The 13705-nt window shown below is 60.4% G+C and carries 11 protein-coding genes; all 11 read right to left on the bottom strand.

Going from position 1 to position 13705, the window contains the following annotated elements:
- Positions 1-270: 270 nt before the first annotated feature.
- The gene (gene murA, locus H7B67_RS28615; protein WP_185123317.1) at positions 271-1656 is read right to left on the bottom strand and encodes a UDP-N-acetylglucosamine 1-carboxyvinyltransferase; all 1386 of its coding nucleotides are present in this window, start codon (positions 1654-1656) and stop codon (positions 271-273) included.
- A gap of 220 nt (positions 1657-1876) precedes the next feature.
- Positions 1877-2134 carry a DUF1146 domain-containing protein gene (locus H7B67_RS28610; protein WP_185123316.1) on the bottom strand — a complete coding sequence of 86 codons (258 nt, stop codon included), beginning with the start codon at positions 2132-2134 and terminating at the stop codon, positions 1877-1879.
- Positions 2135-2149: 15 nt separating this feature from the next.
- A complete protein-coding gene (locus tag H7B67_RS28605) occupies positions 2150-4771 on the bottom strand; it encodes a S8 family serine peptidase (protein ID WP_185123315.1) in 2622 nt (873 codons plus the stop codon).
- Between the two features lie 465 nt (positions 4772-5236).
- Entirely contained in the window at positions 5237-6778 is a 1542-nt protein-coding gene (locus tag H7B67_RS28600; RefSeq protein WP_185123314.1) for an NADH-quinone oxidoreductase subunit N, read from the bottom strand.
- A 4-nt stretch (positions 6779-6782) separates the two neighbouring features.
- On the bottom strand, positions 6783-8393 hold the full coding sequence (locus tag H7B67_RS28595) for a complex I subunit 4 family protein (RefSeq protein ID WP_185123313.1): 1611 nt from the start codon (positions 8391-8393) through the stop codon (positions 6783-6785).
- Positions 8393-10273 carry an NADH-quinone oxidoreductase subunit L gene (gene nuoL / locus H7B67_RS28590; protein WP_185123312.1) on the bottom strand — a complete coding sequence of 627 codons (1881 nt, stop codon included), beginning with the start codon at positions 10271-10273 and terminating at the stop codon, positions 8393-8395. The genes H7B67_RS28595 and nuoL overlap by 1 nt, the downstream gene beginning before the upstream one ends.
- Before the next feature lie 4 nt (positions 10274-10277).
- Positions 10278-10586 (bottom strand): NADH-quinone oxidoreductase subunit NuoK, encoded by a 309-nt coding sequence (gene nuoK / locus H7B67_RS28585; protein WP_185123311.1) that lies wholly within the window; start codon positions 10584-10586, stop codon positions 10278-10280.
- Positions 10583-11119: an NADH-quinone oxidoreductase subunit J gene (locus H7B67_RS28580; protein WP_185123310.1), complete on the bottom strand. Its 537-nt coding sequence runs from the start codon at positions 11117-11119 to the stop codon at positions 10583-10585. The genes nuoK and H7B67_RS28580 overlap by 4 nt, the downstream gene beginning before the upstream one ends.
- Positions 11120-11122: 3 nt before the next feature.
- The gene (gene nuoI, locus H7B67_RS28575; protein WP_185123309.1) at positions 11123-11578 is read right to left on the bottom strand and encodes an NADH-quinone oxidoreductase subunit NuoI; all 456 of its coding nucleotides are present in this window, start codon (positions 11576-11578) and stop codon (positions 11123-11125) included.
- 6 nt (positions 11579-11584) lie between these two features.
- Positions 11585-12601, bottom strand: coding sequence for an NADH-quinone oxidoreductase subunit NuoH (gene nuoH / locus H7B67_RS28570; RefSeq protein WP_185123308.1), 1017 nt, complete (start codon positions 12599-12601; stop codon positions 11585-11587).
- Positions 12602-13702: an NADH-quinone oxidoreductase subunit D gene (locus tag H7B67_RS28565; protein ID WP_185123307.1), complete on the bottom strand. Its 1101-nt coding sequence runs from the start codon at positions 13700-13702 to the stop codon at positions 12602-12604.
- Positions 13703-13705: the final 3 nt, after the last annotated feature.

The following is a 13705-nucleotide window of genomic DNA, read 5'->3' as shown; positions in this document are numbered from 1 at the left end:
TCGACCGAAATAAGGGCTCCTACTTCCGTTAGAATAAAAAAGAGACGTTTTGAGTTCGAATAGAGGCTGTCAGTTCCGTTAGAATCGGGAACATCGGGAGCGACGCCGACATCATCACGCCGCAAGCTCTCTGATCTCTTATTGATGGCAAAAAAGCCCCTCTCCGTCGGACCGCCGCGAGGCGAATCGCTTTTAGAGAAGGGCTTTTCTTTGCTTACTGTTCGGAATAAATGAATAAGGTCAAGTCAAGGCGGCCCGCTTCGTTCGGGCTTATGCCAGCGTCGGTTGAACGCGGATTCTGCCCATGTCGGCAGGAGCCGCTGCCTGGCCTTTGATCTCCTCCAGAATCTTGGACGGGTGACGGGATGCCCGTTCGGCTTCCGCCATCACTTCCTCCGGAGAAGGCGCGCGGTAGATGTCGGCGCCGAGGCCGGCAAGCTTGCCTACGATATCCATATAGCCTCTGTCGATGTGATGGACGCCGGATACCTCCGTCGTGCCGTCCGCGACCAGAGCCGAGCAGATCAGCGCGGCGCCGGCGCGCAGGTCGGTCGCGCACACTTGGGCGCCGACAAGCTTGGCGTTCCCGGTCACGATGGCGGTACGACCGTCCACCTTGATCTGGGCGCCCATCTTGATGAGCTCGTCGACGTGCATGAAACGATTCTCGAATACCGTCTCCGTGATGATGCTCGTGCCTTCCGCATGCAGCAGCAGCGCCATCATCTGGGCCTGCATATCCGTCGGGAAGCCCGGATAAGGCAGCGTCTTCACGTCGACCGCGCGAAGCGGAAGCTGCGCTTGGACGCGAATGCCGTTCTCGTCGCTCTCGATAGCGACGCCCATCTCTTCAAGCTTCGCGACGACCGGTCCCAGGTGGTCCCGGATCGCGCCTTCAATGTACACGTCGCCGCCGGTCATGGCCGCCGCGACCATGTAGGTGCCGGCCTCGACCCGGTCGGGAATAACGACGTGCTCGACGCCGGCGAGCCGTTCGACGCCTTCAATGCGAATAACGCCGGTTCCGGCTCCGCGGACCTTCGCGCCCATCGCGTTAAGGAAGTTCGCCAGATCGACGATCTCCGGCTCCTTGGCGGCGTTCTCGATCGTCGTGGTTCCATCTGCCGTAGCGGCAGCCATCATAATATTCTCGGTAGCGCCCACGCTTGCGATGTCGAGGTAAATCCGCGCTCCGCGCAGCTTGCCCTCGACGCGGGCTTCAATAGAGCCTTGGCCGAAGCCGATCTCCGCTCCCATGGCCTCGAAGCCTTTGAGATGCTGATCGATCGGACGAGTGCCGATCGCGCAGCCTCCCGGCAGGGAGATGCGCACCTTGCCCAGACGGGCAAGCAGCGGTCCCATGACGAGGAACGAAGCTCTCATTTTGCGAACAAGCTCATAAGGGGCGTCGTAAGACGTCAGCTGGCAAGCATTCAGCCGAACGCTGCCCTCTTCCTGATTCGCCTGAACTCCCAATGCCGACAGCACCTGTATAATGTTGTGAACATCGTCCAGGGCGGGAACGTCATGAATGACGCACGATCCCTGTTCCGCCAATAATGACGCAGCAAGGATGGGCAGGACTGAATTTTTGGCGCCGTGTACGCGGACAGTCCCTTTAAGGGGACGGCCGCCGCGGACGATGATTTTGCTCATGGGTGGTTCCCTCCGCGGGTATATAATCATTCCGAAGCCGCTCGACGCGAGAGGCACTTCAGAAAACCCAAACTCCATCATATCACCGCCTCCGCTATGCGCACAAGTGGCAACATTTGTCGAATATGGTTGGTTTTCAGAAGGCGCTTCTGGCAAGCGGACGCATCTACGCCATATTATCCAGTGTTATCTTTACGTACTTTGGTTATGCGGCCTTCGCTTAATTGGAGCCGAACAGCCATTTCAGAGAAGCGGTCCAGTCCCAATAATCCAGGATGAACGAGGCTAGCTGATGCCCGATCACGATCGACAGGAACAGCTTCAACAATTGCGCGCCGGGGCCGAGAGGGTGCTTCACGAGCTTCTCCCAGCGGATCTCCTTCAGCACGACCCATGTTACGACGATAAGGCCCAAGGTGACGAACATGGAGAACAGCCCGTTCCAGCCTACGGTTTGATAAATATTTTCTTCGTTCATCCGCGAACCTCCTCGCTATTGCAGCAGCTTCGCGAGCAAGGCGGACCATTCCGCTCGCGTTATCGTCCGATCCGGCCGGAAGGTTCCGTCGCCGTAACCGGCCATCCACTTCTTGCGGACCAACGCGTCGACCGCCCCTGCCGCCTTGTGGCTGGAAGGGACGTCCAAGAACCGGATCGGCGGAAGCTTGGATTGCGTCAGGCCCGCGGCGTTCGCGAACAGGACGGCCGCCTCGCCTCTGGTGATCGACTTGTCGGGTTCCAGCCTTCGCCCCGTAAAGCCGGAGAGCCATCCTTCCGCCTCCGCTATCCGGATCGAATCGGATGCCCATTCCGCGGATGCCAAGTCGCTATACTTGGAACGGGTTCCCTTGCTTGCGGGCTGGAAGGCGCGAACCGCGATGACGATCGCCTCCGCGCGGGACAGCTCGCGATCGGGCAGAAACCGCCCGTCTCCGTAGCCGGACATCCATCCCTCCTTCGCGACCGCCGTGATCGGCTTCTCCGCCCAATGGCCGGATACGTCCTTGAACGACTGAGCAATGGGCACGCCCTTCAAGTTCAGCTCGTAATAGGAGCTCTGGATAGGAGCGTCTGCTTCCACCGACACGTAGTAGGTCCCGGGCGGCAGGAGACGCGAGCCGTCGATCCGATCGGTTCCCTTCCGGTTGCTCCATCCTTCAAGCTCCTTGACCCCTTTGTCGTACAGCTTGACGGCGGCTTGCGCCGAGGACGGAATGTTGCCGAGCTGCAGGCTCGCTTGCATCCGCTCGCCGATCGTGAACCGGTACCAATCCTTATCGTCGGCGGAAGAGATCAAGCCTTGAATCGGGGTTTCCGCGTTCAGCCGGATGACGGTCGCTTGAAGCGGAGCGTCGTTCGGCTCGTGCGGATCCACGTATGGTGTAATATATTCCAATTGCACACGGTAGGTCCCGATTACCGGTTCCGGCTTCTCCGAGACGGCATTACGCACTTGTATGTAGTATTTGCCTGAACTCGCATTCGTTAGCACGAGCTGCTCGCTGCGCCCGTCGCCGTAATCGTCCCTGGACCAGGAAGCTTCGCCGCCCGCTTGCTGAACGAAAATCGCCGGATCGATCCGGGTCGTGCTCGGCTCCACCGTCAGTCTTAGCTTGCCGTCCTTCGGCAGGGCGATCTGCACCCAATCCTCGTCGCCTTGACGGTTGAAGTTGCCCGTCCAGCTCTGGGTCCGAGGCGATAGCGTAAAGGCTTGCAGCGGCGAGCCGTTAGGCTCCATCGCATCGTCCGCCATGACGAAGCCGGTCTCGAGCCGATACGGAACGGCTCCGTTCGGGCCGCCCCTGCCCTTGCTCGTCTTCAGGTAATAACGGCCGTGGCCGACATTCCAGCTGTAATGCCTTTCTCCCCGGAAGAACGGGACAATCTCCTCCGAGGAGCCGGAGGAAGACAGAATCAGGTTCGGTGTCTGGGAGCTCCCGTCCAGCTCCTCCCATCGCACGGTCAGATCTCCGTCGTAAGGAACTTCGATCTTGTAATAGTCCCATTCGTCATCCTTCAACCATACTCCGTAGAGCTCCGCTCCGAGCGGGAACGCGGAGGCCGTCTGGCGGCTGTCGTTCGGCTCCCGCCAATCGATATTGTCGTCGCTGGCGGCCGCCAAGTCGGCTCGGACGATTCCGTAGCCGGTCTGCGCGTCCCACCCCTTCGCGGCGACGTCCTGTGCGGTGCGGCGAAGAATCTCGCGAAGCTCGGCCGGCGTCTTGTTGGGCTTAGAGGCCATCAGCAGCGCTGCCGCCCCGGCAACCTGCGGCGCTCCCATCGAAGTCCCTTCGACCGTGACCGTTCCGCCTCCGCGCTTGTAGGTGCTTACCCTCCAAGGAGCGGCCAGGTCGATCTCGGTCCCCGTCGTCGATTCCGCTTGCGGCTTAGTCCCGTCCGCGCCGGCGACGGCCAGCACCGTCGGATAAGCGGCCGGATACTGGATCGCCGCCTTCTTGCCGAACTGGGCCGCATCGTTGCCTCCGGCGGCGATCAGGAGCACCCCCGCTTTCTCGGCCTGCTCGACCACCTTCCGCATCTCCGGCGCATCCCTCCTAAGACCGAGGGAGAGCACGACGATATCCGCCTTCTTCTCGATGGCGTACTGAATTCCCCGAACGAGACTGGTTTCGCTTCCTTCCCCGTTGCTGTCCAGGGCCTTGATCGGCATCATCTTCATCTTCCAGGATGCGCCCGCGGAGCTCGCCTCCGCGATCTGGGCGATGATGCCGGCTACCGCCGTTCCATGTCCGTTATCGTCCTCCGGAGGCTTCCGGCTGTCCAGCAGGTTGACCCCATCCGTTAAATACTTCGCGAGCAGCGGATGGTTTAAGTCCACGCCGGTATCCACGATCGCGATCGTGCCCGCGACCTCCCCCTTAAGGGAACGCCAAGCCTCAGGAACGCCGATGGCCTGCAGGAAGTCGGCAGGCTGCTCTTGCGAGCCGCCGTTCTCCTGGACGAACGTTAGGCTCGAAGCCTTAACGGGAATGGCCTTGCTCTCCGTCGCGGAGGCTGCGGCCGGGTTGCCGAAGGCCAAAGGTCCCGCTGCCGCGGAGAAAATAACCGCCCAAGCCGTGCCTACAACGAGAACAAACGACGTATGGCGCTTCATGGTCGATCACAACCTTTGCACGAGCTGGCCAAAGCCTTCGGGCGCCTTGCGAACGCCTGCAAAACTTTGCGAGTAGGAGTTCATCCTTTTCTTACAGTTGATTAACCATCTCGGCCGTCCTTTAATCGCCGCGGCCTAACTCCGGTCGTCCGAACGTCCCATGCAGGGCGCGCATGCGGGTCCCGGAGGCCGGGCAATCCTGCGGCGCTTATCAGGTGCCGAGATCCCAATCCTCTTCCTCTTAATACTTCTATTTTCGACACTCTCTTCCTTCCTCTTTTCTTAAAAAAAGGACTTTTGTCGCAATGGAATCGATAAGCTCGAAAAAAAGTAGAACTATGGGAGCAGAGATCGCGTTGAACGGGGGTTAAGAGGACAGGAGAAGGAGGCTCCGGGCTCCCGGCCGAGCGTTGCCGCTCGCCTTGACGAAGCTCGAAGCCTCCCTTCTGCCGGAGGAACCGCGGCTTATCGCGAGAGGAAGTCAAGCGATACGGAGAAGAGGCCGTCGACCCACTCCAGGATCGGCTTCGGAAGCACGCCCAAGGCCACGGAAGCGATGGCGCAGATCCAGACGACCAGCCCGGTCGCCATCGGGACCTTCGTTTGACGTTCCGTATCGCCGCTCCTCATAAACATCTGGCGGATGAAGGAGAAGTAAAGGTAATAAGAGACGACGGTCGTGAAGAGAAGGATGGCGGCCAGCCAGTACTGCTTCGTCTGGACCGTGCCGAACAAGATAAACAGCTTGCCGAAGAAGCCTCCGGTCACCGGCAGTCCCGCGAGGGAGCAGATCAGAGCCGTCATGGCGGCGGCGGTCCACGGAGCACGGTGGTACAAGCCCGCGAAGCCGGACAGCTCCTCGCTGCCCGTCTCCCGGGATACCACGGTCAGAACGGCGAACGCCCCCACGTTCATGAAGACGTAGGCGAGCAGGTAGTAGATGAACTCGGAGAACAAGGAAGAATGGAAGCTCGTGATGTCCAGCGTTAACGGAACGAGCAGAATGCCCGCGTTGGCTACCCCCGACAGGGCCAGAAGCCGCTTCGCGTTCTGCTGCCGCAGCGCTCCGGCGACGCCGACGATCATCGCGGCCGCCGCCAGCACCGCAAGCGCCAGAAAGAGGTCTTCGCGAACCTGCGCGGTATCCGCGTACGCATATAAAGCGGTATTGACGAAGAGACGGTACAGCATCGCGAAAGCGGCAGCCTTCGCCACGACGCCAAGGAACGAGGTAACCGGCGTCGGGGCGCCTTGGTACACGTCGGGAGCCCAGGCGTGGAACGGAGCCAGAGCCAGCTTCAATGCGAAGCCGACGATCATCAAGAAGAAAGCGACGTAAACCAATGCCTTGGAACCTTCGACGGCGTCGCCGATCGATTGGGCGATTCCGCTGAGCCGCGTCGAGCCCGTCGCCCCGTAGAGGAAAGACATTCCGTACAGCACGAACGCCGATGCCGTCCCTCCCGTCACCACGTATTTGAAAGCCGCCTCGCCCGACAGCCCGCTGCTTTTGCGAACGCCGACCAGGATATAGGAGGCGATCCCGAGCAGTTCCATCCCGATGAATAACGTGATCAGATCCCCGGAGGAGGCCATCACCATGGCTCCGAGAACGGCAGGCAGAACGAGATAATAGAACTCTCCCTTGATCGGGACCTCTTCCTTCTTCACGGTCCCCAGGGAAGCCAAGACGATCAAGGCGGAGGCCCCTAGGAAAACCAGCTTCAGAAGGTTGCCGAAGTCGTCCACGCGATAGCTACCGTCGAGCAGGTTGCGGAATGGAGACTCGCCCGCCTTCTCCCACGCCCCGAGGTCGTGAATGTGCCAGCCGACGAACACTCCTGCCGTCACGAGTCCGAGCACGGCGCCCCAGCCGATGATGTCCCTGTCGATTCGCCGCGGAAGCGACAGGTCCAGAAGGGCAAGGGCGATCGTAAACGCCGCCAGAACGATCTCGGGGGCCAGATACCAGGTATCGTTCCAAGTCAATGTCTGCAATGCCTGCATCTTCTCACCCCCCGACCTTGGACTGAAGTAGCTTGAGCAAGCCGTCGAAGCTATGCGACATCATATCCGTCATCAACGCGGGATACACGCCGAGCAGAACGATCAGCGCCGTGAGCGCGATCATCGGCAGCGCCTCGACGAACCGGACGTCCCGAATGGCCGCGAAGCGGTCCGGCAGAGGCCCGTAGGTCATGGAGAGCACGCTGCGAAGAACGTAGACGGCCGCGAACAAGAGCCCGAGAACGCCGACCGCAACCAACCATGGATACGAGTCGAACAACCCGAGGAAGGACAGGAATTCTCCGACGAAGCCCGACAAGCCCGGAAGCCCAAGGGAAGCGAGCCCCGCAGTCAACAGAATCCCCGAGGTGAACGGGACAACGCTCGCGAGGCCGCCCAGCTCGTCGATGCGAGTGGTCTCCGCTCGTTCGTGCAGGCTTCCGACGATCAGGAACAGAAGCGCGGAGATAAGCCCGTGCGAGACGCTCTGGAAGACGGCGCCCTCGAAGCCCGCTTCGTTAAGCGAAGCGATCCCAAGCAGGACGATTCCCATGTGGCTGATGCTGGAGTAAGCGAGCACCAGCTTGAACTCCTTCTGCGCGCAGGCGAGAATCGCTCCGTACACGATGTTGATGACTCCGAGCGTCGCCAGGACCGGCGCCCAGGATTGAAGCTGGCCGGGAAGCAGGAACGCCCCGAAGCGGAGCAATCCGTAGGCCCCCATTTTAAGAAGGATTCCGGAATGGATCATGACGACCGGAGGAGCCGCTTCCGCATGCACCTTGAGCATCCAGGTGTGGAACGGGAAGATCGGCAGCTTGATGCCGAAAGCGATGACCAATAGGATGAAGGCCGTCCACTTCAGATTGTCCGATAGATACATGATGCTGTCCTGATTAACGGCCGCGTTAGGGTCCGCCAAATTCGCCAGCAGAACCTCATAGCTTCCGCTGAAGGAGAGCGTGGTGCCGGATGCCGTCTCCGTCGCGCTGAAGCCCGCCGTCGCGATCAGGATAAGGAAGGCGAGCAGCATGAACGCCGACCCTAGCCCGTTGTAGACGAGGAACCGGTTCGCCGCTTGCTCTCTTCCGAAGTAGCCCCAAATTCCGATCAGGAAGAACATCGGAATCAGGGTCAGCTCGAAGAAGATGAAGAACAGCGTCAGATCCCGGGCGAGAAACACCCCGTACATCCCCGTCTGAAGCAGCAGGAAGAGCGCGTAGTAGAGCTTCCATCTTTTGCGAATATATACGGAGGCCAGCGAAGCCATCGAAGCGACCGCCCCCGTCAGCAGGACGAGCGGGAGAGACAGTCCGTCGACGCCCATCCGATAATCGAAGAGCAAGCGATAGGAGGTCGCTCCCTTGTCCGCAAGCCCCGCTTCCGTATTCAAGGGAATGGACAGCCAGGTCAGCTTCTCTGCGAAGGCTCCTCCCCCGACTATCGGTTCGTAGGAGACGTAAAGCGCGATCGCCAGAAGCAGCGGCAGGAAGGTGAACGCGATCGCCGTACCCCGGATGAAACGGACTCGGCTTTGAGGCAGCAGCAGCGTGATCAGCGTCCCCAGCAGAGGCAAGAACGTTAGAATCGATAAAACCGGGATATCCTCCAGCATCACCAGAACCTCCTTCCGGCAATGGCTAGAATCAAGAGAACGGCTCCGAGCAAGGCGCATAAGGCATAGGCTTGGATTTGTCCGTTCAACAGCCTCGTATTCAGCTTGCCGGCCGCCTGCACGGATCGGCCCGCCAGGCGGACCGCCCCGTCCACGACGACCCGGTCGAACGCGTCCAGCCCGCGTCCCAACGCGGCAAGCGGCCTCACGAATGCCAGCTCATAGAGCTCGTCGACATAGAACTTGCGTTCCAGGATCCGCCGCAGCCCGGAGGCTTTCTCCGCCGCGGGATTGCCGGAGGAGGACCTCCTTCCGTAGAAAAGCCACCCCAAGTAAAGCCCGAGCAGAGACGCTCCAACCGAAGCGATTACCACCAGGCCGTTGATGCCTCCCTCTTCCTCCTCGCCGGATAGCCAAGAGCCGAGCCATTCGTTCCACGGAGTCTCGACGAAGCCCGCCAGGAGGGCCAGAACGGCCAAGATAACGAGAGGAACCGTCATGACGGCGGGAGATTTCTTCGCATGAGCGTACGCCTTCGCATCTCCGCGCGGGGCTCCGAAGAAGACGAGGAAGAACAATCTGGCCATGTAAAGCGCCGTGAAGAAGGCGGCAACGACGCCTACGGCGAACAGCCAAGGGCTCTCGTCCAAGGCGGCGGCGAGAACCGCGTCCTTCGACCAGAACCCGGAGAACGGCGGGATGCCGGAGAGCGCGAGAGCTCCGATTCCGAACGTCCAGGCCGTTATCTTCATCCGGCGGCCCAGCCCTCCCATCTCGCGGATGTCCTGCGTATGGATCGCGTGGATTACGCTTCCCGCCGCGAGGAACAGCAGCGCCTTGAAGAAAGCGTGGGTGAAGAGATGGAAGGTTGCCGCGGCCGTCGAGCCCGCTCCCAGAGCCAGCATCATGTAGCCGAGCTGGCTGACCGTCGAATACGCCAGCACTCTCTTGATATCGTTCTGCGCGAGTCCGATGACCGCGGCGAAGATCGCCGTGAACGCCCCGACGATCGCGACGGCGGCGAGCGCCGCTTGGGAGGCTTCGAAAATATCGAACGTGCGCACGACCAGGTAGACGCCCGCCGCCACCATCGTCGCCGCGTGAATCAGGGCGCTGATCGGAGTCGGCCCCTCCATCGCGTCGGGAAGCCAGACGTGCAGCGGGAATTGACCCGATTTGCCGACGGCCCCGAGGAAAATAAGCAGCGCGATTAGCGTCGTCAGAGAAGCCGAAAGGGTGTCGCTCTGCGAATGGAACACGTTGTAGAGGCTCGTAAAGTCCAATGCGTGATTCGGCATGTTCCAATAGAGCAGCAGAATGGCGAGCAGCAGCCCCAAATCCCCGATCCGGGTCACGATGAACGCCTTCTTCGCGGCCGCCCTCGCTTCGGGCTTGCGGAACCAGAAGCCGATCAGGAGGAACGAGCAGACCCCGACCAGCTCCCAGCATATGTACAGCGTAAGCAGATTGTCGGCCAGCACCAGCCCCAGCATGGAGGCGGTAAACAAGGCCACGTACCCGAAGAAGACGGAGATTCTCTCGTCGTCCTTCATGTAGCCGATCGAATAGAGATTCACGAGCAACGCGACGAAAGTGACGATGACGAGCATCAGCGAGGTCAGGTTCGTCACTTCATAGCCCGCGTGCAGCATGATGCTTCCCGCTCTCAGCCATTCGATCCGCCCGGTATAGTCTTCCGCAGTCCCCCCCAGCCTCTCTATGGCGATCAATAGGGAGAGGAGAAACGAGAGAAGCGAGGCGGCCGTGGCGACCCAAGCCCCGGCCCGCCCCAGCCCGCGGCCCATCGCGGTCAGAATGGCGAACGCCGCCAGCGGGAATAGAGGAGCGAACCACGCGTATTGCGCGAATGTGATGTCCATAGCGCTACCTCCTGAGCTCATCGTATTCGTCTACGTTCACCGTTGCCCGGCGTCGATAGAGCGAGATGAGCACGGCGATCCCGACGGCGGCCTCCGCGGCCGCGACCGTCATCGTAAAGAGTGAGAACACTTGTCCCCGGAGCGAGGCGTTGATTCCGTACTTGGCGAAGGCGACCAGATTCAGGTTGACGGCATTGAGCATCAGCTCGATCGAGAGCAGGACGATGATCGCGTTTCTCTTCGTAAGCACCCCGTACAAACCGAGGCAGAATAGGACGGCGGCCAGAGTCAGATAGGAACCCAGCATCGTCATTTCGGCTCCTCCTCTTCCTCTTTCTCCCTTTTGGCCAGGGCCACCGCCCCGATAAAGGCGACGGTGAGCAGGACGGAGACCAGCTCGAACGGAATCGCGTAAGCAGAATAGAGAAGCTTGCCGATCGCCATCGTGTTGTCTTCCGGCAGCTCGGCCTGCGGCTTCGGGAACGAGGCGTTCCGGATCGCGTAGAACAGAATGCCGAACAAGCACAAGCAGCCGATCGCCGCGAGCGTCTCGAGAAGAGGCCGTCCCGGCTCCCGGCCTTCGCTCTGGTGCTTCGTCATCATGATTCCGAAGATCATCAGGATCGTGACGGCGCCGACGTAGAGCAGCACCTGCACGAACGCGACGAATTCGGCCTGAAGCAGCACGTACAAGCCCGCCAGAGACACGAAAGTGAACGCGAGGGACAGCGCCATGTGCACCACTTTCGTGAAGTTGATGGCGAGAACGGCCCCGACGATCGCGCATGCCGCGAGCAAGAAAAAGGCGAAGAACTCTCCGGTGAAGTCCACGTTAAAGTTGAGCACGGCTTACTTGGCTCCCCCTCTCTGGGGAGCTCCGATGTTGTTGTTGTCCTCCCGGATATTTCGGTTGTTCCCGTACAGCCAATCCCGATCCTTGAACAGATCGTCGCGGCTGTAGGCGGCCAGCTCGAAGTTGTTCGTCATGACGATCGCCTCGGTCGGACACACCTCCGTGCACAGATCGCAGAGAATGCAGATCTCGAAGTTGAGATCGAACGTATCGATGACCTTGCCTTTCTTCTCCGGATCCGGGTTCGGTTTCCCCGTAAGCGTGATGCAATCCGTCGGGCAGACGCGGGCGCATTGATTGCACACGATGCACTTGTCCGGCTCGAAGTATTGAACCCCGCGGAACCGGTCCGGCATCTGAATCGGCACGTCGGGGTATTTCATCGTGACCTTCTTCGAGCCCATCGTCCGCAGCGTCACTCCGAGACCTTTTACGATTCCCGTTCCTTTCATTGTCCGTCAGCCCCCTTTGCCCCACCATTCAATGCCAAGCGCCGTCAGGAAAATATTCAGGATCGCCAGAGGAAGCAGCACCTTCCAAGCCATGCCCATCAGCTGATCGACGCGAAGCCGGGGAAGGGTAGCGCGAATCCAGAATAGGAAAAACACGATGAACGCGAACTTGAGAGCGAACCAGAGCAGCCCGGGGATAAAATCCAGCTGCGGAGCCGGAGGATTCCACCCGCCGAGGAACAGGATCGTCGCCAGGCAAGCGATCGCGTACACGTAGATATACTCGGTCAGCATGAAGAACGCGAAGCGGAACCCGCTGTATTCCACGTGGTAGCCCGCGACCAGCTCCGACTCCGCTTCCGGCAGGTCGAACGGCGTCCGGTTCAGCTCCGAGATCGCCGCCACCACGAACACCGCGAAGCCGATGATCTGCGGGAGGAAGTTCCAATGCCAGAAGTACCCTTCCTGATGGATGACGATCTCTCTCAGGTTCAGGCTCTCCGTCATCATCGCGATGCCGACGACCGAGAGCACGAGCGGCACCTCGTAGCTGATCATCTGCGCGGCGGAACGCATGCCTCCGAGCAGGGCGTACTTGTTGTTCGAGGACCAGCCTCCGAGGATGATGGCGATCGTCGTGATCCCGGAGAGCGCCACGTAGTAGAGAAAGCCGACGTTCAGGTCGGCGAACTGCAGGTTCAAGCCGTAAGGAATGATGGCCAACACGAGAAAAGACGGCACGAACGCAAGGGCCGGAGCGAGGATAAACAGAGCTTTGTCCGCTTTGGCCGGGATCGTGTCCTCCTTGATCAGCAGCTTCGCGACGTCCGCGACGGTCTGCAGCAGCCCGAGTGGTCCCGTGCGGTTCGGCCCCTTCCGGTACTGCATCCAGCCGATGACCTTGCGTTCGAAGTAAATCGCGTAGGTGACGAAGACGATGACCACCGCGAGAATGGCGATGGCTCCCAGAAGGTAAATGCCGGCGTGGCCCCAGGAGACCGGGTCGTTCCAGAATCTCTGCATCTAGCAATCCACCTCTCCGAGCACGATATCGATGCCTCCGAGAATGGTCACGAGGTTGGTCATGCTCTCCCCGACGAGCAGCTTGGGAAGAATCTGCAGGTTGACGAAGGACGGCCTGCGGAACTTCAGCCGGAACGGCTCGGCCTTGCCCTTCGAGACGATATAGCAGCCGATCTCGCCGCGTGGAGATTCGATCCTCACGTAGATCTCTCCTACGGGCGGGCGGATGACGCGGGGCACCTTGCCCATCGTCTCTCCGCCTTCCGGGAACTGCTCCAGCGCTTGCTCCAGAATGCGCAGGCTCTGCCTCATCTCCTCCATCCGGATGAGATAGCGGTCGTAGCAGTCGCCGTTCTTGCCCACCGGAACGTCGAACTCGAAGCGGCTGTAGAGGCTGTAGGGCTCGTTCTTGCGAAGGTCCCACTTCACTCCGGTCGAGCGAAGATTCGCCCCGGACAAGCCGTAGTCGATCGCCGTCCGGGCATCGTAAGCGCCTACCCCCTTGATCCGCGACAGGAAAATCTCGTTGCCGCTCGCCAGGTCGTCATACTCGTGCAGCTTCTCTCGCATGTCGCGGACGAACTCCTTGACCCGCCCGATCCAGCCCTCCGGAGCATCCCACTTCACGCCTCCGACCCGCATGTAGTTGTAGGTCAATCTGGCGCCGCACAGCTCGTTGAACAGCTGGAGGATTCTCTCGCGGTCGTTAAAGGCATAAAGGAACGGACTAAGCGCCCCGATGTCGAGCAGATACGTCCCCCACCACACCAGGTGGCTCGCCACGCGCTGCAGCTCCATCACGATCAGGCGGAGGAATTCGGCCCGTTCCGGGACCTCCAGCCCCATCATTTTCTCGACGGCATGCACTAACACATAGTTATTCGTCATCGCGGACACGTAGTCCATTCGGTCGGTATAAGGGATAATCTGAGTAAAATTGAGGTTCTCGGCAAGCTTCTCCGTGCCGCGGTGCAGATACCCCATCACGGGGGTCGCTTCTGTAATGATCTCTCCGTCCAGCTTGACGATGATGCGGAAAACGCCATGGGTGCTCGGATGCTGGGGTCCTACGTTCAGCAGCAGTTCCTCGGTCCGAATCATGCC

Origin of the sequence: Cohnella thailandensis, assembly GCF_014212135.1 — a bacterium.
Taxonomy (GTDB): domain Bacteria; phylum Bacillota; class Bacilli; order Paenibacillales; family Paenibacillaceae; genus Cohnella; species Cohnella thailandensis.
Note: the sequence above shows the minus strand (reverse complement) of the source record. Positions and strands in the feature narration are given on the sequence as shown.